General features: G+C 58.1%; 21 protein-coding genes and 1 pseudogene. 19 read left to right on the forward strand and 3 right to left on the reverse strand.

The window, feature by feature from the left end; genetic code table 11:
- Nucleotides 1-10: 10 nt before the first annotated feature.
- The 11 genes and pseudogenes from FXB40_RS41890 to FXB40_RS41940 form a co-directional block, all read left to right on the forward strand.
- Nucleotides 11-226: pseudogene (locus tag FXB40_RS41890) on the forward strand (ParB/RepB/Spo0J family partition protein); the annotation flags it as partial.
- 468 nt (nt 227-694) lie between these two features.
- The gene (locus FXB40_RS41895) at nt 695-1,384 is read left to right on the forward strand and encodes an ABC transporter permease subunit (protein WP_246208287.1); all 690 of its coding nucleotides are present in this window, start codon (nt 695-697) and stop codon (nt 1,382-1,384) included.
- Nucleotides 1,381-2,109 (forward strand): ABC transporter ATP-binding protein, encoded by a 729-nt coding sequence (locus FXB40_RS41900; protein WP_148778111.1) that lies wholly within the window; start codon nt 1,381-1,383, stop codon nt 2,107-2,109. The genes FXB40_RS41895 and FXB40_RS41900 overlap by 4 nt, the downstream gene beginning before the upstream one ends.
- A gap of 20 nt (nt 2,110-2,129) precedes the next feature.
- On the forward strand, nt 2,130-3,212 hold the full coding sequence (locus tag FXB40_RS41905) for an ABC transporter substrate-binding protein (RefSeq protein ID WP_148778112.1): 1,083 nt from the start codon (nt 2,130-2,132) through the stop codon (nt 3,210-3,212).
- Between the two features lie 32 nt (nt 3,213-3,244).
- Entirely contained in the window at nt 3,245-3,673 is a 429-nt protein-coding gene (locus FXB40_RS41910) for an OsmC family protein (protein ID WP_246208289.1), read from the forward strand.
- Nucleotides 3,674-3,676: 3 nt separating this feature from the next.
- Complete coding sequence (locus tag FXB40_RS41915; protein WP_148778113.1) at nt 3,677-5,008, forward strand: LLM class flavin-dependent oxidoreductase; 1,332 nt, start codon at nt 3,677-3,679, stop codon at nt 5,006-5,008.
- Between the two features lie 564 nt (nt 5,009-5,572).
- Nucleotides 5,573-5,848 (forward strand): hypothetical protein, encoded by a 276-nt coding sequence (locus tag FXB40_RS41920; RefSeq protein ID WP_148778114.1) that lies wholly within the window; start codon nt 5,573-5,575, stop codon nt 5,846-5,848.
- 54 nt (nt 5,849-5,902) lie between these two features.
- On the forward strand, nt 5,903-6,580 hold the full coding sequence (locus tag FXB40_RS41925; RefSeq protein WP_148778115.1) for an AbiU2 domain-containing protein: 678 nt from the start codon (nt 5,903-5,905) through the stop codon (nt 6,578-6,580).
- Entirely contained in the window at nt 6,577-7,074 is a 498-nt protein-coding gene (locus tag FXB40_RS41930) for a hypothetical protein (RefSeq protein WP_148778116.1), read from the forward strand. The genes FXB40_RS41925 and FXB40_RS41930 overlap by 4 nt, the downstream gene beginning before the upstream one ends.
- A gap of 22 nt (nt 7,075-7,096) precedes the next feature.
- Nucleotides 7,097-7,573: a hypothetical protein gene (locus FXB40_RS41935; RefSeq protein WP_148778117.1), complete on the forward strand. Its 477-nt coding sequence runs from the start codon at nt 7,097-7,099 to the stop codon at nt 7,571-7,573.
- Between the two features lie 43 nt (nt 7,574-7,616).
- Nucleotides 7,617-8,414, forward strand: a complete 798-nt coding sequence (locus FXB40_RS41940; RefSeq protein WP_148778118.1) for a hypothetical protein — start codon at nt 7,617-7,619, stop codon at nt 8,412-8,414.
- Here FXB40_RS41940 and FXB40_RS41945 read toward each other — a convergent pair.
- Complete coding sequence (locus FXB40_RS41945; RefSeq protein WP_148778119.1) at nt 8,408-9,307, reverse strand: hypothetical protein; 900 nt, start codon at nt 9,305-9,307, stop codon at nt 8,408-8,410. The genes FXB40_RS41940 and FXB40_RS41945 overlap by 7 nt on opposite strands.
- Before the next feature lie 446 nt (nt 9,308-9,753).
- On the opposite strand from FXB40_RS41945, the gene FXB40_RS50620 reads away from it, so the two are divergent.
- Nucleotides 9,754-9,936 carry a helix-turn-helix domain-containing protein gene (locus FXB40_RS50620; RefSeq protein WP_148778179.1) on the forward strand — a complete coding sequence of 61 codons (183 nt, stop codon included), beginning with the start codon at nt 9,754-9,756 and terminating at the stop codon, nt 9,934-9,936.
- Nucleotides 9,937-10,206: 270 nt separating this feature from the next.
- Nucleotides 10,207-10,407, forward strand: coding sequence for a hypothetical protein (locus tag FXB40_RS41955; protein ID WP_148778120.1), 201 nt, complete (start codon nt 10,207-10,209; stop codon nt 10,405-10,407).
- Between the two features lie 437 nt (nt 10,408-10,844).
- On the opposite strand, the gene FXB40_RS41960 is transcribed toward FXB40_RS41955, so the two are convergent.
- Nucleotides 10,845-12,698: a patatin-like phospholipase family protein gene (locus FXB40_RS41960; protein WP_148778121.1), complete on the reverse strand. Its 1,854-nt coding sequence runs from the start codon at nt 12,696-12,698 to the stop codon at nt 10,845-10,847.
- 332 nt (nt 12,699-13,030) lie between these two features.
- Between FXB40_RS41960 and FXB40_RS41965 the strand changes: the two genes are divergently transcribed.
- From FXB40_RS41965 to FXB40_RS41975, 3 genes are all read left to right on the forward strand, one after another.
- Nucleotides 13,031-13,279: a hypothetical protein gene (locus FXB40_RS41965; protein ID WP_148778122.1), complete on the forward strand. Its 249-nt coding sequence runs from the start codon at nt 13,031-13,033 to the stop codon at nt 13,277-13,279.
- A gap of 18 nt (nt 13,280-13,297) precedes the next feature.
- Nucleotides 13,298-13,540: a hypothetical protein gene (locus FXB40_RS41970; RefSeq protein ID WP_148778123.1), complete on the forward strand. Its 243-nt coding sequence runs from the start codon at nt 13,298-13,300 to the stop codon at nt 13,538-13,540.
- Nucleotides 13,541-13,816: 276 nt separating this feature from the next.
- A complete protein-coding gene (locus tag FXB40_RS41975; protein WP_148778124.1) occupies nt 13,817-14,470 on the forward strand; it encodes a hypothetical protein in 654 nt (217 codons plus the stop codon).
- A 655-nt stretch (nt 14,471-15,125) separates the two neighbouring features.
- On the opposite strand, the gene FXB40_RS41980 is transcribed toward FXB40_RS41975, so the two are convergent.
- Nucleotides 15,126-15,686 (reverse strand): hypothetical protein, encoded by a 561-nt coding sequence (locus FXB40_RS41980; RefSeq protein WP_148778125.1) that lies wholly within the window; start codon nt 15,684-15,686, stop codon nt 15,126-15,128.
- A gap of 569 nt (nt 15,687-16,255) precedes the next feature.
- Here FXB40_RS41980 and FXB40_RS41985 point away from each other — a divergent pair.
- From FXB40_RS41985 to FXB40_RS41995, 3 genes are read left to right on the forward strand one after another with little or no spacing between them, the layout of a single operon-like run.
- Entirely contained in the window at nt 16,256-17,056 is an 801-nt protein-coding gene (locus FXB40_RS41985; protein ID WP_148778126.1) for an RNA polymerase sigma factor, read from the forward strand.
- On the forward strand, nt 17,053-17,643 hold the full coding sequence (locus FXB40_RS41990; RefSeq protein ID WP_148778127.1) for a hypothetical protein: 591 nt from the start codon (nt 17,053-17,055) through the stop codon (nt 17,641-17,643). Before FXB40_RS41985 ends, FXB40_RS41990 begins: the two co-directional genes overlap by 4 nt.
- The gene (locus FXB40_RS41995) at nt 17,644-21,060 is read left to right on the forward strand and encodes an ATP-dependent helicase (protein ID WP_148778128.1); all 3,417 of its coding nucleotides are present in this window, start codon (nt 17,644-17,646) and stop codon (nt 21,058-21,060) included.
- Nucleotides 21,061-21,114: the final 54 nt, after the last annotated feature.

A 21,114-nucleotide genomic window follows, 5' to 3' on the forward strand; every position in this document is an offset into this window, starting at 1 on the left:
AACCTAAGCGCTCCATCCGCTTGACCAGTTCCGCGCCTTCCAGGCTCCGCGCGAGAAGGGCCGGAGCGAGGAGGACATCGCCGGTGTCTTCTTCATCTCGGTCAACGTCGTGAAGCAGCGCCTGCGGTTCGCCTCGGTCTCGCCCGCGCTGCTCGAGGTCTATGCCGACGACGGCATGTCACTCGAGCAGTTGATGGCCTTCACCGTCACGCCGGATCCTGGCCGTGCTATGAGCGCTTCCGCTCCAGCGATGTCGACCTTCTGAACCAGTAGATGCATTCGCATCGCACATCTTGAAAAGACATTCTTTTGAAAAGACATTCTGCAAAATCCGGCGCGCAGTAGAACGGCATCGATGCCGAACAGCGAAAAATGAATTTTAATACCATCGAATTGCGCGCCGGAGTTTGCGAAGGTGGCGCCGTCTCAGGTGAGACGGAGCAAAATCGATTTCATGACGGATGCGTCGCTACTTTCCAGGCCTGTCGATGCGACAGCGTCGCCTGCGGCCGGTCGCACGGAACCCCTCCCCAGTGCCAGCGGACCCGTGGTGACGGTCGTTGCCGACGTTGCGCGTCCGCCGGAGACATTTGCATCGCGCGCGCGCGGTCTGACATGGCGCTCATTTATTCTACCCTGGCTTCTGCCGTTCGGCCTGCTCTTGGTCTGGCAATTCCTCTCGACGACGGGGATTGTGTCTACGGCAATCGTGCCGGCTCCGTCTGATATCTGGGACGCTGGGCGGCAGCTTGCCGAGCGCGGCGAATTGCAGCACGACATCCTTGTCAGCCTCCGCCGGGTTGCGATCGGCTTCAGCATTGGCGCCCTCGGCGGGCTGCTGTTCGGCCTGGCCGTTGGGCTGTTCGAGCCGCTGCACGATCTTTTCGATCGGTCGCTGCAGATGATCCGGACCATTCCGCACCTGGCGTTGGTGCCGCTGATGATCCTCTGGTTCGGTATCGGGGAGGAGCCGCGGCTCATTCTGGTCGCGATGGGGTCGCTCTTCCCGGTCTACATCAACACGGTCGGGGGCATCCGCAACGTCGATCCCAAGCTGACCGAACTCGGAAAGTCCTACGGCCTTGGCCGCGCCGAGCTGGTCTGGTCGATCATTCTGCCAGCGGCGCTGCAGCCCATCCTGGTCGGCATGCGCTATGCGCTCGGCGTGGCCTGGCTCACGCTCGTCGTGGGAGAAACGATCGCCTCACGGGACGGGGTGGGATACCTCGTGCAGAACGCACGTGAGCTCCTGCGCATCGACATCATCGTGCTCGCCATCATCCTTTACGCCATCGCAGGCTGGCTGTCGGATCTCATCACGCGCTTGATCGAACGCCGGCTGCTGCGCTGGCATCCGAATTATGCGGATCGGGTGAAGGCATGAGCGGAGCCAGCGTCAGCCTGCGTTCGGTGGACAAATCGTTCGCCGGCCGCATGGTCTTGAACGGCGTCGATCTCGACATCGCCTCCGGCCAGTTCGTCTCGATCATCGGACCAAGCGGAGCCGGCAAATCGACGCTGCTGCGCCTCGTGGCAGGTTTGGACGCGCCCTCGCGCGGCCGCATCGAGCTTCGCGCGACGGGCCGTAAGGCTGACGTGCGCCTGATGTTCCAGGAGGATCGTCTGCTGCCGTGGCGGAGCGTCCTCGGCAATGTGCTGCTGGGCATCAAGGGCAGGAAGCAGGACGCGGGGCGCATCCTCGACGCGGTCGGGTTGCAGGGACGCGAAAGCGAGTTTCCGGTCGGGCTGTCGGGCGGCCAGCGCCAGCGTGTAGCGCTGGCGAGGGCGCTGATCCACGAGCCGGACCTGTTGCTGCTCGACGAGCCGTTCGGCGCGCTCGATGCCATCACCCGAGCCGCGATGCAGTTGCTGCTGGGGCAGTTACTGGTTGCACGGCCCCGCACCGTCGTGCTGGTCACGCACGATGTCGAGGAGGCGTTGCTGCTCTCCGATCGTGTGCTCCTGGTCAAGGATGGCGGCATCGCGCGCGACCTGATCTTCGATCAGCCGCGTCCACGGCATCGCGGCGATCCGGCGCTGGCGATCCTGAAGGAAGAGCTGCTCGACGGTCTGCTCACGGCCGAGCGCGACTTGGCTTCCGTTGCATGAACAAACGAAAGGAACACGATATGACTTTTGGGGGCTCGACGAGCGATCGCGCTGGCATCTCGCGACGAACGCTGTTGTCGGTTGGCGCGGGACTTGCCGTAGCCTCGACAGGTGTGGGCGGATTGCCGCGCGCGAATGCTGCCGATGCGGCGCCGCCGCAACTGACCGTCGCGGTCATCGGGGACGGCCGCACAGGCGTCTGGGCCTCGCTGCGGGCGGGCGTGGGTGGCCGTAATCTTGAGCAGGAGCTCGGCACCAAGATCGTCTGGCAACCAGGCTTCACGGCATCGCTTCCGGTGATGGAGGCGATCAAGGCAGGCTCGGTCGATTTCACGTTCGCAACCGCGACCGCGGTCGTGAATGCGGTTCCGGCGCGTGTCCCGATCGTGCCGCTCGCGGCCTATCCGTTGCCCGTCGACGAAGTTGATCTCTTGGTGCAGGCCAATTCCCCGATCAAGATGGCGGCCGATCTGAAGGGCAAGAAGATCGCCCATCAGAACGGCACGACGGGCACCTACAGTCTGATCAAATATTTGGAGACCGCCGGCCTCAGATTGTCTGATGTCGCAGCCGTCAGCCTGAGCGGGGCAGATGCGTTCACGGCATTCGCGCAAGGAAGCATCGACGGCTGGATTCACTGGCAGCCAGCCACGGCGCTCGCGTTGACAAAGCTCACTGGCAAGGCGCGCCTGCTGCCCGACGTGAAGACCTATGACTATGCCTTCTACGTTGCGCGGAGTGAAGTCGCGGTGAAGTATCCGCAGCTCTTCGCGAAATTCGTGAAGATCATCCGGGAAACCCAGGCCTATATCTTCGCGCATCCGGCCGAATCCGTCGCGCTCTGGGCCTCGCAAGGCGGCTTTCCGCCGAACGGGACCGAACAGGTCGTCTACGAGAAGCTCGTCCGCGACGCCAGATTGTCCGAATCGACCGCTGTCGTACTGAAGCCGATCGATGAAGCGGCGGCCGCGTCGACTCAGGATCTTGCCGACAATTTCCAAGCGCTCGGTGTCCTGCCGAACAAGGTCGATGTTCGATCGTTCCTGCTTGGCACGCAGTTCGATGCCGCGAAGAAGGCCGTCGCGCTGGAGCTCGGCGCATAAGCGGCCACGCCTAAACCAACAACAGAGAAATCATGATGAACGCTCAGACCGCCGAGACGGTGTCGATCACCTCTGCCGCGATTGGCCAGTTTGGCCGCTATTTGCTCAGTGCAAGGACGAACCATTTCATCTCTGATCAGCGTGTCGCCGTCGGCGGTCCCGGCGAAGCGATCACCGCCGGCGAGTTGCTGCTGTCGTCGCTCGGCAGTTGCTCGCTTGGCCTGATCCAGAAGACGGCGAAAGAAGAGGGGATCGTCCTGCGTGAGGCCGGAACCGAAGTGTCGTTCCGGCGTCATGCGACCGATCCGACGCAATACGAGTGGATCCGCATCGTGGTGCGCCTGTCCGGTGTGACGGCCGGCGAAGCCGAGACGCTGGTTGCCGGCCTCACGGCCAACTGCCCGATCTACAACACGCTGAAACGTGGCGGTCCCGTCGAGATCTCATGGAATGTGAGCTGATCTATGCCTGACAAGAAACTGCATCTTGCCGCCTTTGTCTCCGCAGGTCCCGTTTCCGGCAGCCATGCCGGGTGGCGGCATCCGGAAGCGGACGGCGACTTGCTGTCCGCGGCTTACTACCAGAATATCGGTCGGCTGCTGGAGCAGGGGCGGTTCGATCTTCTGTTCATCGCGGACATCCTCGCGATCCCGGACACGCTGGGCGGCAGCCTGGACAGCCAGCTTCGCTACGGCGCGCTGGGCGCGCTGCGGCTCGATCCGCTGGTGGTGCTCTCGATCATCGCGGGTGCGACCAAGCATCTCGGTCTTGGCGCGACCATTTCGACAACCTACGCCCAGCCCTACGCCCTGGCGCGGGCGCTCGCGACGCTTGATCATCTCAGCGGTGGCCGCGCCGCCTGGAATATCGTCACCTCGTTCCAGGAGGCGGAGGCGCGCAATTTCGGCCTGACCGAGCAGCTCTCACGCGAGGAGCGCTACGAGCGCGCCGACGAATTTCTGGAGGTCGTGACCAAGCTGTGGAATTCGTGGGAGGATGGTGCGCTGGTCCGGGATCGCCAGACGCCGCTGTTCGCCGACCCTGCGCGGGTGCACCGGATCGATCATTCCGGCAAATGGTTCAACGTGCGGGGCCCCCTCAATGTCAGCCGGCCCCCACAGGGGCGCCCGGTCTTCATCCAGGCCGGCGCTTCGGATCGTGGCCGCGATTTCGCTGCGCGATGGGCCGAGATCATCTTCGTGACGCCGGGCCTGGTCGATGTCGCCGTCGAATTCCGCAACGACTTGCGCGCCCGCGCGGTCCGTTTCGGTCGCGACCCTGATACAGTCAAGGTCTTGCCCGGCATCGTCCCGATCATTGGCGACACGGAGAAGCAGGCCAAGGCGGTACACGACCAGCTCCACGAATTGTCGCATCCCGAGTCCGGTCTCTCGACTTTGTCCTATCATCTCGGCGTTGATCTCTCGCGCTTCCCGCAGGACGAGGTCCTGCCTGAGAATCTCGACGTTCCCGGCGTCGAAGGGCACTACCGTGAGGTCGCCGAGCTGACGCGGCGCTCAGGCTTGAGCCTTGCTGAGCTAGGACAGCGATACGGCGCGGGGAGAACCACCAGCGGCTTCGCCGGCACGCCCGGCACGGTGGCTGATCGCATGCAGGAGTGGTTCGAGGCGGGTGCTTGCGACGGCTTCATGTTGCAGGTCCCATATCTGCCAGGGGGCTTGGAGCAGCTGGTCCACGGCCTCGTGCCGGAGCTGCAACATCGAGGGCTGTTCCGCACTGAGTACGACGGCTCGACCTTGCGCGATTCGCTCGGCTTGCCCCGGCCGGCGGGCTGAGGTCGCCGGTGGCCGCGACGCAATGTTCTTCAGTTTCAGACACTTCCATAATACGCAGCCCACCGTTGTGATCGTGCACGAATGTCCATTCACGGCCTGAAAAACCCCGGGCACGACTAGTAAGTCATTGATAGTGCTCGGCGCGCAGACTCTCGACAGTGGCCCGGTCGGTGTCCATTCATGCAACAAGCTTAGGAATTCTCTTGTTCAATCAATCGCAATAATCGGGTGTTGCGCCTCCGCGAGACAACAAGTCCTTGAAAACAAACGTTTTCAAGGGCTTTATGATGCTCCAAATTTGGTTGGGAATTTCGTTCGTGGAAGCATCGTGGAAGCGGCAGAAGGAAAGTCGCAGCGTAAGATCGGCGGGGTTGCGCGCCGCGTAATGACTCAATTGTGATCAGGGGCCCGCTGTGCGCGGCATCATCGACGTCACGATTTTGCAGCGCTGCTAGACCACTGATCTTTTGGCTAGTCTATCCTATTGTAACTGACCATTTCATTGGACCTCACGGCAAGGTCGTGATCGATGGGGTTTCGCTCCTCTCAAAGACCTTGGAGGACATGGCAGATCAGCGCGTGGATTTCTTCGTCTCCGGCATCGCCCGATATAGCGACCCGTTTGCCGAGTCGGCGGAGCGCTCAACGAAGTTCTGCTTTGTCGTTCGACTACACAAAGGGCCCAGCGGACTAAGCCTTACCAACCGCGCGCTGTGTCACCATTGGAACTGTGGCGATGAAGATTGTGAGAGAGATAAACGCAAATATGAGCAAGAGCGGCGTGATATCTTGATGCGCAACCCCAGAGCCGCCGAGATTAGCAAGCCCGTGCCGCTCTGAGCCGTCATCCCTTTCTATCCTGTTCCACTCGTGAAGGCGCAGTGAGCCTCTGATATGAGCGCGAAAGCACCAGGGCCGTCCGATACAACTCAGAGTGAACTCTATCTGGAGTACTGCAAGAAGGGCGAAATCATCCATCGCTTCGCAGAGAACCTCGCGCAGACGCTCGGTGTGTTCCATGGAGTTAACAGCACAGGAAAGGCGCTTCGGCTCGAAGGAGAAGCGACGGGCGCTCTAAGCACCATCTTGTTTGACCAGTTGCAGATCATGGTGATCAGACTGAGCGCGTTATGCGACAACGGCACCAGAAATGATGACGCCTCGCTCGGACAGCTTGTGAGTGGCGTGAGCGTTCCCAGCTTCCAGCAATTCTTGATCGACAAGGAGACGCAATGGCAGCGTGCCGTTGGCCACAGGGCGGGAACGACAAGAGACATACCAAGGTTGATAAGGGTGCTGAAGGCGCGATGGTCCATCCTAAAGGCAGAGCAGGACGCTCTAACGAGGATAAAGCACTACCGGAACAAAGTTCTCGCCCACGCCACCACCGGGCTTGATCCAAGCCAAAGGGTTCTCATTCGCGATATCTGGCGCCTGTCTCGATTGGCGTTGAGCGTCGCCAAATACATCCGGCTATTGTTGGAGCGCGACGACTGGAACTATCTGGATCATTCAGAGGATGGCAAGGCCTGCGGTAGGACGTTGGTGCGTTCGTTACATCGCGACGAATGAAGATTTTGCAAGATGCAATGTCCGCTTACAGCGACATGACGGTCAAGAGCTTCCGCACCATTGAAGCGCTTGGAGATGCTATCGTGCAACGTCTGCCGATCTATCTAGGCGAAGGCTCTGAAGCGCGTGGCGTGCCGCCTGAAGGCGAGTATCGAGAGGAGGCTGGCGACTACCGGGGTGCAAAATTCAGCACTCATGACAAAGGTACCTTGACGTTGGCCCCCATTCAGATGGGTGTTGCTGTGGGGATTCCGCGTACAAGCGGCAAGGGCAAGTTCTGGCCTCGCGTGGTGCTAGAATTTGAGATGATCGGTGACGCCATAACGGTCAGGATTGGCGATAGCCCGCGAGCGGTGCGAGGCATTCCACCCGACTTCAGCGAAGAGGACGTTGAACGGGTCTGCGAGGAGATTCACGAGTACATCAGGGTAGTATTGGAGAATCCTGTTAAAGTCGCGACTGCGGTGGGTAAGGGAAAACTTGGCTTCATCTAACGGCCACGGCAGAACGGTACTCATGGAAGCCACCTTCGGCAGCGGCGATTTGACGGACTATGCTCGGCGGCGCATGGCGCTCGCCCTCTATGCAAAGGGCCAAAGTTTCCTTGGCGCGTCCATTTTACTGCAACGCCACGGGGGCGACGAATACGTAGTGCTCCACCTGACCAGCCAGGGCACGGAAGTCATTGTGAAGGCGCTTCTGCTGCTTCTGGACTACAAGAAGTTCGCTAAGCCGATTAGGAGATACGGGCACGATTTAGAAGGCGTTGCAGCAGAGGCTCTAAGGGTCTTTGGCCTCCATCCCATGCGTCCGGCGCTCGCGCAGGAAGTGAGAACCCTGAATGTCTTCTATAAAGGAAACCTGCTCAGATATAATGGTCTTCCAGACATTTTCATCGATCCAAAGTCAATCGGCCGGCATAGGTTGCTGAGGAGAACGACTGCTGTCATTCGGCTTGCAAATCGCGAAATAGCAAAGTTGGGTCAGCCTTAGGGTGACGCCGTTATAGTTAACCGAGTTCTTTGGATACCTCAGAATGACGGACGCGACCACGCAGCAGCCTTTCGACGCGCGCATCACTCCTTACGACGATGTGGTTGACGCCTACGACCTCACCATCCTGAAGGAGGTGGGTGATTGGTCGCAGGACGACACCGGCGACATCGTTATGACGAAGGACGGCGACCCTCAACACGGAGACATTGCCTACAATGGGTTGTTCCGGCTCGTGCAGATGTGGCGCTACAGCGAGCCGCACCTTCGGCACCTGTTTGCTACCCTGTACAGTACGCTAACGCAGCGCACCGTGCTGGATGACGCCCTAAACGCCGTTGGGGACAGAGCGCATGAAGTTATGATGCGCGGGCACGGGATGCCATCTGGCTCGTTTGGCGCGGCCTTCCACGATGTGTTGGATCGGCAGGCGGCGGCGGCCTTTGGCGCGGGTATTTACGCAGGTTCGTTGATGCTGATGCTGAGCGCTATCCTTCTTCGCCTTCGGGACGATAACCAAGGGAAAGAGCAATGGACCGCTGTGGGGCCGTTCTTCAACGGTCATTCGGTTGGCGTGATCATTGAGGCTGGTGCGAATGGCTTTCGTCACGCAGATGAGTGGGCCAAAACCCACCCACCGAAAGCGCAACAGAAACGCTCGCAGGACATTATAGAAGGCGCACTACACGGGCGTCCTCAACCAGACGAAGGAAGCCCGGGAGCGTGCGTAGAATTGTTGGCCGTGCTCAGTGGCGGTAGCTTTGAAGGTCTGGCTACCAACGTGTTTACGTTCGCGCACAATCTGACTGTTAAGTGCCGTCAAGGTCCATCGGGCTACTGAGGGTACTTGCGGGGCGACGGTTGTCCCGCACCCTTTCTGAAGTCCCTATCGGATAGTTGGCGCGTTACCTCCCCGGCCAGGTATTGCGCTCCCATGACCGTGTGACCGACTTCCACGCGCTTGGGCTGATCCTTGGCATAGCGGTTGCGAACATAGCGCGGCTGCGCCTCCGTAACTCTGCGCGCTCGTGCAGCATCGAACGCGGGCCACTTTGGCTCTAGGTAATTGATGAGGCGGTCGATATGGTGTCCATATTTGTCTCTGATATCATCCTCTTCCAACCCAGTGGCAGCGGCCAGAGCCTTTAGTGCAAGTTCGGTGGCGAGCAGTCCGCTTTGTACGGCTCCTCTGAAATCGTATCCGCCCGTGAGAATTGCAGCAGCAGCATGGAGGTGCAAGCGAGACAGGTTGAGGAGCCTTTCTACTAGCTCCATCTGAGCATAGGGCGCTCGAAGCTCACGAATTCCATATTCAAGGTCGAACAGGTCCGCGAATTGGTCGTGATATGCGTTGAAGGTGTCCGGCTCGTTCGCCAAAATTCGCTTTTGAATGTCAGTCAGTTCAACGTGCTCCATGGGCGCTATCGCTGTGCGCCCGTAGATCTGCGGAATTCCCACACGCGCGAAAATATCTCGGAACATGAACACGCCAATATGACCGCCCACGGCAAGGTCATGAGCATTATAGAGCCGCGCGAATTGCGCCCGGATGCGGACCAGTATCGGCGGTGTGTAGGGTCCAAACAAGCCGTAGCCCACGTATCCGAGTTGTTTCATCACAACTCGTGGCACGTTGAATTGACGCTGCCTTATGTCTTCTCCCGCAGCGAATAGGCTTTCATCTGCCCTTACCACCAGCAATAGCAGTGCGTCGTCTGATACGTCCTCACTCATTCGCTTCCTTCCCGGTAAGCTTCAACCCACACCCGCAATTCAACGGCAGCAACATGCATTAACCTCAGGCACTTAGGTAGCCTTCAGCCGCATCAGTTGAATTTGGTTGAATAAGACGCTGGTGAACAGCGGCGAACGCTTGAAGAATTTACTGCCGAGATTTGCAGACTCGCCTCGGCGCGATGCTCACTGTGGCCGGCGCATTCGCGAAAAATTTTCTCGTCGCCCTTAGTGCCCCGAAATATTCAAACCGCCGCTGACATGCGCTGTCGTACGCGAGCGCCCTCGGATGTTCGCATTGACGTTGCTCGTCGCACAATCAATTCTCGTCCTGTCGAGCTTTGTGCGAATTGGAGGGCCACGTGAGATACAATCGAGGAGAGAAAACTGGCGGACAACAGTCACAAGTCAGTCTAACCGCTCCGAAAGCCGCAGAACCGAGTACAATGCCATTTGCCCAGCGGCTCACCTGCACGATTGACGATGCGTGCGAAGTGACCGGCTTGGGACGCACGAAGCTTTACGAGTTGATAGGAGCTGGGCGTATCGTCACTACAACGATCGGACGTCGGCGAATAGTAGTGGTGCGCTCACTTCTGGCGCTCCTTGACACAAACCTGTCGAACTAATGGTTGTGCGACTTAAGGAAGCAACCCCACCTTGAACGCGCTTTTCCTCAGGCGCTCATTTTTGGATGACGACAGTGCTCCCTCAGCTGGTCGAACTCGTCCGCCCACCACCGCATCATCGCGATCCTGTCAGAATTCGGCGGCACGGAAATATCGACCGCATCTGCTGAGAGAGGCACACATCGGACCGGCATATAGAGCCAACTGATGGAGAGTTGCGCTTCAATGCGGCTGTGCTAGTACGCCCGCTCTCGAATTGAGGAGCTAAAAGTGGCGAAGAAGGTAAAGAAGACCGCGACGAAGAAGAAACCTGTGCGTCGCGAATACACAAAGGCTGACGTGAAAGAACTGCGCGCTCATTCGAAAGCGAAGACTCCGGTTGCAAAAATTGCGAAGCTCACAAAGCGCTCCGAAGGCTCACTCCGCCAAAAGGCGCTCAAGCTTGGAATCCGGCTCGGTCACCAGCGCTAGAAGGCGGGTATCATGACGCTCTTCAATAGAGTGTTCTCGACCAAACCGTTGTTGTAAATCATCTGCGTTCTTGGCGCTGTTGTCGCAATGATGTTGTTGGGCGCTCATTATGACTTCAGCTGGGCAGCCGCAGTTGACTAGAAGAACACCTTGGCAGGTTGAGCGGAAAAGAAGCACCCCTAGTGACGAGCTATCACGCGGCGTTCAGGCGTGCGAAGTAATGGCGCCTTTAGAGCCGCAGGGCGAAGGAGACGAGTTAAAACTCAGCGCGGGCTGTGCGGCAGGACTCGAACCTGCAACCAGACCGTTATGAGCGGGAGAGTATCGGTCAGCTTTGTTGATTTTGCGGGGTTTTCGTCTGGATCTAATCTCGTTCGTTGCGGTTCGTCAGGTCGTTTCTGGTGCGAGACCGGTGCGGTACTTGCGCTGCGTTTGCGCTAGTTTGCCAATGAACCCTTCAACTGGTTAAGGCCCTCCTGTATTCTAGTCCTGGCTGCCAGATAACTACCATAGCTATTCGGATCCTCTCCATGAGCGCCACCAGAGCAACTATTATGCAATCCGTTGACTAACGCGTCTAACTCAACCTGAGCAGTATTGATCTGTTGCGCCGCCCCGGATATGTCGCGCTTTGCCAAAGACAATCTCGCTTCGTTCAGTGCATTCACAGCACTGTTTCCGTGCGCCTGCAAACCAGGCCAGCCAGGTTCAGGTGGCACCCCGTGCGGCCCACCTGAGCAGCCGCTACTTGCCGACCCCATTAAAGATTGAATCTGCAAGACGGCAGCGCCAAGCACCTGCACTTGTGCAGTATCCCGAACCGCCCGGGCTGCAACCCCGGCTTTCGCAGCTTCAGCCTGCGCCTCTGCTGCCTGCGCTTGCGCTGCTTCCTTGGCCGCCTGGGCTGCAACCGCGACTTTCGCAGATTCGGCAGCCCTTTGGGCGGAGATCGAGGATTGCAATGCGAAGAGGAGAGTAGGAGTCGCGAGGAGAAGGCATACGAAAACGGCGTACAGCGCAGTAGCCCAGCTTACCGGATCATCTGACGACCACAATCTCCAGTTTCTCTCGGCTGAGCGTTGGACCTCTTTTGCAGCCAAAACCTTCACCGCACTCCAATTTGCTAATGGATCCCAAGAAAATTGGGGCGCATCAGGCTTTATCAGCTTCCTCTCAATCAAAGCTTCGCGGGCCTTGCTATATCCATGAGCGATGAGCGCAGTGGCCTCTTCTGGTGTAAAGCGATCCAAATCGGTTCTTACGTTGATCAGTGCCCCCTGAGTCTCAGGTTTTAGAACCGTCTTGTCATTTAGATCGCTGATTGACTCCCTTATCTTAACTCGAACGAACCGAATTCCCGCCTGACCGGCGCTCCCTGCCGAGTGCCTTTGTAATTCTTCAAGCTGCAAAACGCTTACCCGCTTCATAAGAAGATCGCTGGCTCTAACGTTGCGGTTCACAGGAAATGAGTATTTCGCCTCAAAATCCGAATCGAAATTGCCCTCGGCATCGCTAATGATGAAGGAGCCGAGCGGTATGTCTTGTTCGGGACCCGACGTACCCTTCTCATATTTCGCGAGGAGACCCTCAATGCCTAAGTTATCGTACACTCCCCCGTCTGTGAGCCGCTGATCGGCACCGAAAACATTTCGATCACACGGCAGCGTCGAATGTGAGATCTCGACCGGAGGAAACAAAGGCGGGAATGCCGAAGACGCGGTGACGGCATAAGCCACCGGCAAGCCGAACGCAGCTATCGGTTTTACCAGAACCCCATTCCTGTACCAGCCGAAACCGGCTTGATCGAAATAGCATGGGTCTCCCGTCGTAAGACTTGTGCAATTGAACCTGATTGCGGGTCGGCCCGCGCGTCGAAGATCGCCAATAGTTGCTTCACGATTTGTCACCGCCGAGCGAAACAGGCCCGCATATTGACGTTGCAACAAATTGACAAGCGACCACCGCCCATCCTTCGGAATGACGAAACGGGGCACCACGGTGGAGCAGCCGAGAAGCCAACGCCGAAGTACCCGCCCGCGAACATCGGTTTTAACAAAATCCAAGACTTCGCGTGCCGCGGAGTCGAAATCTTCTTTTGAACCGGTGTACCTCTCCCAATTGAGGATGAGATGCGCCGCCAAAATGCTGCCCCCGGAGACCGCACTTATCAGCTTCACTTGCTTCAGTAGGCCAGCTTCGGAGAGAAGCTTCGTTACGCCAAGGTGAAATAAAGTTGCCCGGAATCCCCCGCCGGATAGGGCTAGCCCGATCCGGTCGTCCACATCGCTCATGGTTGAGCCCCACCACAATGACAGCCGCGGGGCCACGCCCCATCAGAACTTTACCGAAGCTGTTGCTTTCCTTCAAGTCGAGATAGCGCGGCTGTTCTACCATCCGGCGAATAGGCCGCATCTCGACAAGATTATCCGCTTCCAAGGACGGGGAGACGATCTGCACCGAGGATTCGAAGAAGGTCAACCGCGGTATGTAAGTGGCCCGCTATGGCTTGACCAGGCTTGCAGGCGTTGGCTCGCATTACGACGCCTCATCAGAAAGACCGGGAGCGCCTTGAGGTGACGATCACGCGCCGGAAGCTCAGTAAGAACAGCGCAAGGTAGGCCCTATGGTTGACGACATACCGGCCCACGCGGCCGCCTACGTGCAGATCAGAACGGCACTGCACAAAATCGAGAACCGCACGGAGGACGGGACACTGCTCGTGCTCAAGGGGCAATTGGTGCTGGAAGAGCTGATCCGGGCAAAGCTCGACGCTGCGCTGCAGGACCCGGCCCAGCTCCGTAAAAGCCATCTCACCTTTTTCAATCTCCTCTGTGTAGCCCGGGCGGTCTTTGGCGTTGTTACGGACGACTAGCACGGCGAGCCCAAGTCAATGTGGGACGTGCTGGAGGCGTGGAATACGCTCCGAAACAAGCTCGCTCACCGCATTGAGCCGACCGATACGAAGCAGCTGCTGGGCCGCATCGTTTACTGGGTGCCGGACTGGAAGCACGAACTTGAGACCGAGGATGCGCAGAACGCAGCGAGCGTGGTGATCGGTATGCTCATCGCCAGGCTGGGTGATCTGGAGCTGGCCGGAGCCAAGCAACGAACAGAAAATAAATCCGAGAAGTGAACTATCTTTTCTATTTTTGTGCCGATACCTAGGAAGCCCCCATAACGGAGGCTTACATGACTAAATTACGCGAAGTGATTATTAACATCGTTCGTCGCCAGCCCCGGCATTACCGACCCCAGCTTACCGAGGTCATCTACGGCTCTGACGAGCGGCACCAGCAAGTGAACGCAGAGTGCCGGAATTGCTCGGACATCGAGCGGCGACAGGGGGCGGTGCATACAGAAAACTACGTATGAGAGCCGGCGGTCGCGCTGGCCGGACAGGGAACGAACATTGATTGAGAAAGCGAAGGTACTCATTGTCGAATCGAGCGGGCCGCAGGATTTCTATTCCGAGGAGCTGGATGGCCCGCTCATCTATAACCTGACCAAGCTGCTCAGCATCAACGCCCGGCTCGTCTATGCGGTCGACGAGAAGCATTTCAAGAAAGCGGTAGCTCGCGCCGCCAAGCTGCAGTGCAATGTGCTGCACGTTTCCTGTCATGGGCGTGAAGAGGGGATCAGCCTCACCGACGACACATTGATTGACTGGCCCGACTTCGTCCAGATATTCACAGACAACCGGTACAGTCCGAAAGCGCTTGTTATGTCTTCATGCTGGGGTGCGGTCGACGAGATAGCCGACGAGTTTGAGAAGGTGAGGTTCAAGCCGGACATCATCTTCGGCGCGACTGATGACCGGTGTTACAACGAATACGCCGTAGCCTGGACGATCCTGTACAACGTATTCTCACAGGAAGGTGTTGACAGGGATGTTGCGCGGGAAGCGTTGCGCGCCATCTACGTTACCGCACACAAGAACTTCCGATATCTGCGCTGGCACGACGGCAAGAAGGAATACGTCCAGTTCCCCGGAGATAGTCGGAAGTACGAGATCATCGAGAAGTCGAAAGGCTCGAAGAAAAAGGTTTCTACTGCTTCTCGCTAGTCTTGGACAAGTTCTCAACTGCCTGCTGCACCGTCAGTTCATGTCGTAGAGCCTCGGCAATGACCGCTGCGGGCACTCGCTCGACGACCACGAAGCTTTCGGTGATTGCCCCCTTTGCCCTGTCCACCACCCAGCTTGGGACCTTTGATAGGTCGGAACCGTGGCTGGGCGTACCGTCTTGATTAACGACTGCGATCTCGTGCCCTTTAAGTTGGATGTGGCTGTGCTTCTGCATCCCCGTCGTATGCGGATTATCGACCCGTACGCTCCACTTGTTGTCTATTGGGTATTGCCGGCCTCGGGCAGAAATTCCGCCGCTCGTTGCGCTGCAACGGCATCGTCGGTTCTGAAATAAATGAAATCCATTGTCCCCACACTCCGCGTTGACATCGACCCGGATGCTATACTGTTTCCATGTGGCTCCAAACTCCTATCGGCAGACCATTCCGTCGGTCCGCGACTAGCATCCGGTAATCCGACTTCAGTCATTCCTCGCTCGCCGTCGAGAGACGAAGGGTGATGTGGAGCGCATCATGCAGCGGATCGCGTTCATGACCGGCTACAAGTTCACGGGCATCAACTGGAAAAACGCTTGGCTCATTTCACGAAGCCGAATGGACAGTTGTCCCCGTCGGCGGCGCGTTGCGCGCTTCGATCAAAGAGCGCCCATCAGCCTTCCGGCACCCCGCGCCAGGTCATCGACCTGATCCTGTGTGAGGACGTAGCGCGCCTCATACCGGAGGCCGCTCTTCTCAGTGTCGGACGCATCGCAAATCATCATCGCGGCCTGCGGCGAGACTTCCCGCTTGACCAACGCTGCGAGCGCCGGGTGTCCCTTGCCTGACCGTGCCGTGCGGAAGAGGGAGGCATCGGCCAGCTGATCGCCGAGCACGATCCAGCCGTGTCCGTCCCACGATGGGTCTGATTGGCTGAAGCGCTTGCCATCAAGCTCGCCATCTTCTCCGAAAACGCGGACACGGTCGGCGTATACCGATCCGACCACGACATACGCTTTCTGCTTCACGTGCTTCTCCAGCAAAACGGAATGGAGGGAGCTCATGGGCAGGCATGCGGCGGGGATCGGCGGGAAATGCTTCAGCAGATCGGCGCCGGTCGCGGCGAGCGCAGCACGATCAGCATCACTCAGCGAATACGCGGCATATGCCTCAGCTTCTTCAGGCGAGAATGAAGCCGCGATGAGTGGCTTGATGTCCAATCGTTTTCCCCTCGCTGCCGGTTGACAGCCGGGCGGATGCTATACTGCTTTCGTGGAATCTATCTACAAGCTTGTCGCCAAGCGGCGGGACGACTACCGCTGAAAAAGCAACACGATCACCGTGGGCAGGCCGCCGCTATATCTGCTTTCGAGGTGTGAGCGGACCAGAGGCCACCACGTGGATGCGTCGCTGTCAACGTCGCCGATCTGCACGTTCCGTTCGTAGGTTCTCAATCGGTCGAAGGGCCGTTCCGAACACGGAATGCAGCGTGTGACTATGAAGGGGCGAAGCCAAGCATGGCGACAGCGGCTTTGACAGCGCTAGGCCAAGCATCTCATCATCCAGCCGCGCGACATGTACACGCCGGATTCGCATATCGATACGTTGAGGGGTGAAGGCGCGGAATTCCGGCGAACAACCGCCGCTAAGCCAATGTATATAAGAGATGTTAGCCTTCCGCACGAGCTCTGTCTCGACGGCTTGCCCCAATTGAGCTACAGCTTCCGGTAGCAAGGAAGCAATGACTAGTACCGACTGATCCTTTCCCAATCACGTCGTTTGGACCCACATGGCCGTCCCACTTCGCAAGTTGAAAGACGGGGTCTTGTATCAGCGCAGGCTGCTGGTTGAGAACGCGATTGATGATCTCATGAAGGTGTCGCGTTCGGATCAAGCAGATCGCTGTAAGATCGCCGACCCATCTGATCCCGGTTATATTCCGTCGGAGTGCCTACTTCATTTGATCCGCGGGTGTCGCTCCGACAACTCCGACCATTTCTTTGCAATGATATTCCGCACACTAAGGCGACGAGTCCTCACTCGATTACCGAACCCGGCCATAAAGGGGGGCGGTGAGGGTAAGTCATTGGTTTCGCAGCGGAACATAGCGATCAAAGAGTATGTGGTCGATCGATTTCAGGCGATGCTTGTCCAGGACCGGGCCGGGTATGATGAGCGGCTCGATTATTACGAAGTAAACTTTGATGCCGCTTTGGCTACCCTTCGTCTGGACGGTCGAAAAAAGGCCTTGAGAGAAGAAAAGCGCTCGGAATCCATTGGCTATGACGATGAAACCAGTGAACTCAATGCTGAGGTGGAGAAAGCAGCGGCAGCCCAGAATCCAGTATCCGAGTCAAAACTTGACGATCCTGTTTACCGGTCACGGCTTTACGCCGCGATTGAATCATTACCGGACAATCAGCGCCGCGTGATCGAGCTATTGCTACGCGGAATCCAGATAGATTCTCAGGAACCCAACATTCCTACGATCGTCCGATTCCTCGGTTGCACGGAAAAGACTGCCCGGAACCGCCGCGACCGAGCGTATGCAGCGATTCGGAAGGCTCTCGAAATGGAGGAAGACGCATGAGCACAGCAGATACAGACTCCCTTCTTGAGCATGTGTTGTTGGCGTTTGCCGTCGAGCCTTCTCACGATAAAGCAACTCTTGAGCGCTATCTTTCGCGTTATCCGCAATACGCGACCGATTTGGTTGATCTCTTGAGCGAGCTTAGGCTCTCTTCCGAAGCGATCGTTCATACCGCAGGTGATGAATCTGCAGCACAAAAGGCATGGGATGCATTTACTGCCACGCCGCCCCGCGCCGAACGTCCCCGCTTAGTCGAGAATCCCTTTACACTGTTTCAGGGGCCTTCCTTTGTTGCCTTAGCGACCGAGCTTCGTATTCGCCGTTCTATCCTGATTGCACTAAGGGACCGGATCGTCATTGCGACATCAATTCCCAAACCCTTCCTAAAGCGGCTAGCCATAGCGACCCGTTCAACGACCGAAGTCCTTCTTGAATATCTCGATCAACCCACGACCGTGGCTCCTGGGGCGAGTTATAAGTCGGACGGGAAGCCCGAAGCTCCCGCCAAGATCGAATTCGAGCGACTCCTCATTAACTCAGGTGTCACCTCCGAGGAGAAAGACGATATTTTCATGTCGTCTACCTAGATGGACACGATCGAAATCACACGCCAGACAGCCGAACGGCTGCATCTTGCGGCCGCGCAAAAGGGAGCCAATCCCTGGCAGCCTTACGCCTTCGCCTGTGCCGAAGCTCTTCGCCGGTCGATTGCCGTCGAGAAGCTTCCGACGGGGGATGCGCGCTTGCGCGGCGCGCGTGCTTCATACGACCCTGGCGGACTGACCATTCTGCACGAAGATGCCGGCAATGATTTTATGAATGCGTTTCTTGTCGCGCATGAGATCGGGCACGTTGAATTCGGCGGGGCTGGAGAGAGCACGCTCTCTTATGAGGTGAGCCCGATGCGCCCGGCGGAGGCGGCGCCCATTGGTGTCGATCGGGTTATTGACTATGGCCGCCGCGAACGCCGCGAGGTCCAAATGGACCTGTTCGGGCGAGAGCTGCTCTTGCCCCGATCCGTTGTGCGCAAACTTCATCTCGACGAAAAGTTGACGGCAACGGCCATTGCGCAGCGGCTCGGTGCGCCCTTCGATGTTGTGGCACAGCAGTTACTAGATGCCCTTCTACTTCCTCCCGTTCGCTTAGATACGGACGTCCATGCGGAGAAGTCGCTAAACCCCGAGCAACGTTTTGCGGCCGAACATTGGGGTTCACCTTACTTGCTTGAGGCCGGTCCTGGTACGGGAAAGACGCAAACCCTAGTAGGTCGGGTGGAATGGCTACTCAAGCACAAGAAGATTCCTGCAGACCAGATCCTTGTGCTGACCTTCTCCAACAAAGCGGCCGGTGAACTCTCAGATCGTTTGGCGGCCCGAATCCCTGCAGCCGCCGCCGCAATGTGGATCGGTACATTTCACTCATTCGGCCTAGACATTATCCGTCGTTTTCACGAGCGCCTTAAGCTTCACGCGAATCCTAGGCTGATGGATCGCACGGAAGCCATCGACGAGCTGGCCGATCAGTTTCCGCGCTTGGATCTGAAACACTATCGCGATGTATGGGACCCGTCGCTTGCGCTAAGCGACATCCTCGCTGCGATTTCGCGTGCGAAAGATGAGGTAACATCACCGGAGCGTTACGCTGAGCTTGCCGATGCCATGTGGAAAACTGCAGCGCCGGGCCAGACAAGAGAGGCGGCTGAAAAATGTCAGGAGGTCGCCAAGGTTTATGCAGCATACGAAGCGTTGAAAATTGACCGTCAGTGCCTTGATTTCGGCGATCTCGTCGCGCTGCCGGTAGGACTGATTGAAACGGATGAGGAGGTGCGTGCGCAACTCCGCGCTCGCCATCGCTATGTTCTGGTTGATGAATTCCAAGACGTGAATCGGGCCAGTGTCCGCCTTCTTAAAGCTCTGTGCGGGGACGGGACAAACCTCTGGGTCGTCGGCGATGCCAAGCAGTCCATTTATCGCTTCCGGGGCGCGTCATCTGTCAATATTGCGCGGTTTGCCACTAAGGATTTCCCAGGTGGTCAAACCGGCCGCCTCAAAGTGAACTACCGGTCGACCGAAGAGATCGTGAGCGCGTTTGTCACGTTTGCGGAACATGGCATGAAGGCGGCGGCGGACGCAGACGTGAAATTGAAGGCGGAACGCGGTCCGTCCGGTGTGAAACCGAAGTACTCCGCCGTCGACATGGCTCCGGACGAAGTCGCGGCCATTGCCGAAGCCATCGAAACTCAGCGGGCTGCAGGGATTTCCTATCGAGACCAAGCCCTGCTCTGTTCAGGAAATGAGCGCCTTGGACGAATGGCGGCCGAGCTGGAGAGCATGGGAATCCCGTTGCTGTTTCTTGGCAGTCTCTTTGAGCGAGACGAAATCCAACAGCTGCTCTCTCTACTTTCGTTGCTGATCGACCGACGGGCGATGGGCCTTGCGCGCGTGGGAACAATACCGGAATTCCGGCTTTCGTTGGCGGCTACCGCAGCGGTTATCGCCCACTTAAGGGAATATGAGGGTGAGCCGCTCGCTTGGCTGAGGGAAGGTGCACCGTTGAGCAGCGTCTCCGCAGATGCGACGCCTGCGTTGACGCGGCTGCGAGATGTTCTGAACGGGTTCGGCCGTGCGTCGCCCCCTTGGCAGGTGGTATCGACGATTCTCCTCGATCGCACGCGGTTTGCGGCTGCTATTGCGAATTCTGACGATGTCGCGGTCCGTGCGCGGGGTGTAGCGATCTGGCAATTCATGAATTTTGTCCGGGCACAGCCGACGGCAGCCGGGCTTCCGATTTCGCGTCTTCTCGACAGGATACGCCGACTTGTTTTGCTCGCTGATGAGCGGGATCTCCGGGAGCTGCCGGCGGCTGCACAAAGCATCGATGCTCTCCGTGTCATGACGATTCACGGGAGCAAGGGCCTGGAGTTTCGCGCTGTCCACCTTCCGGGTATGAATGCTGATACAATTCCACGTTCGCCAAACCAGATGCGCGGGTGCATACCTCCGGATGGCATGATTGAAGGTTTGTCGGGCACCGCCGTCGATATTCTGAGGAAGGGTCACGTCGAAGAACAAGAGTGCTTATTCTTTGTTGCGATGTCCCGGGCGAGAGACCGCCTTCTTCTGTATTCGCCGACCAAGGCTAAGAACGGGCGGCGGCGCGATCCTTCCGAGTTTCTGGCTCGGCTCGGGTCGACAATCGTCAGCGGGCACGTTCACCCGCGCCAGGCAGTTCCCCCAGATGCAGATGCCGCTCCCGTTCACCTCAGTTTCCCAGCTGGGATTGTACTCACGGATCACCAGCTCGCCCTGTTCCAGCGGTGTCCTCGCCGCTTCTTCTATACGCATATTCTTGAGATCGGTGGAAGGCGAACCGAAACCCCGTTCATGCAGATGCACAATGCCGTTCGGTCGCTCGTCGAATGGTTGACTGCGGATCCAACCCTCACGCGGTCCGCCGCTGAGCTTGATGCTCGCCTTACTGAGGCATGGGATTCGCTGCGACTCACGGACCATGGCTATTCAGAAGATTATCGCCGAATTGCCAAGCAATTGATTGATTTCTTTGTATCTTCCCGCACTGGCTACGCCCGCGCCATACCCGCCGAGATGCGCTTTCGCGTTGGCGCCAGTGAGGTCATTGTTCGTCCCGACGAGGTGCTTACGGCACAGAACGGCCGGAAGCATATTCGGGCGATCCGGACCGGCCATGCCGGCTCCAAGGATTTTGAGAACATTTCGGCGGGCGTCTTTACGCTCGCAGCGTACGAGGCGTTTCCGGGATGTACCGTTGAGTTCGTCCATCTCGGTGACGGCACGATTGGCGCCGTAACCATGACGGACCGGGTCTTAAACAATCGGCGTGCGACCGCCGAGGAGTTTATCGCTGAAATCCGCGCCGGGCTGCTTCCACGGAAGGAAACCGCGCGTACCTGTCCCCGGTGTCCTGCTTTTTTCATCTGTGGCCCCGTGCCCGACGGCGTACTCGAAAAAAACTTTTCCTTGTAGCCCCGACGGACTTACCGGTCAGCCTTCTTCCCATCGATTGACCCTTTGAAGGCA

It is taken from the genome of Bradyrhizobium rifense, from assembly GCF_008123425.1.
GTDB lineage: Bacteria > Pseudomonadota > Alphaproteobacteria > Rhizobiales > Xanthobacteraceae > Bradyrhizobium > Bradyrhizobium rifense.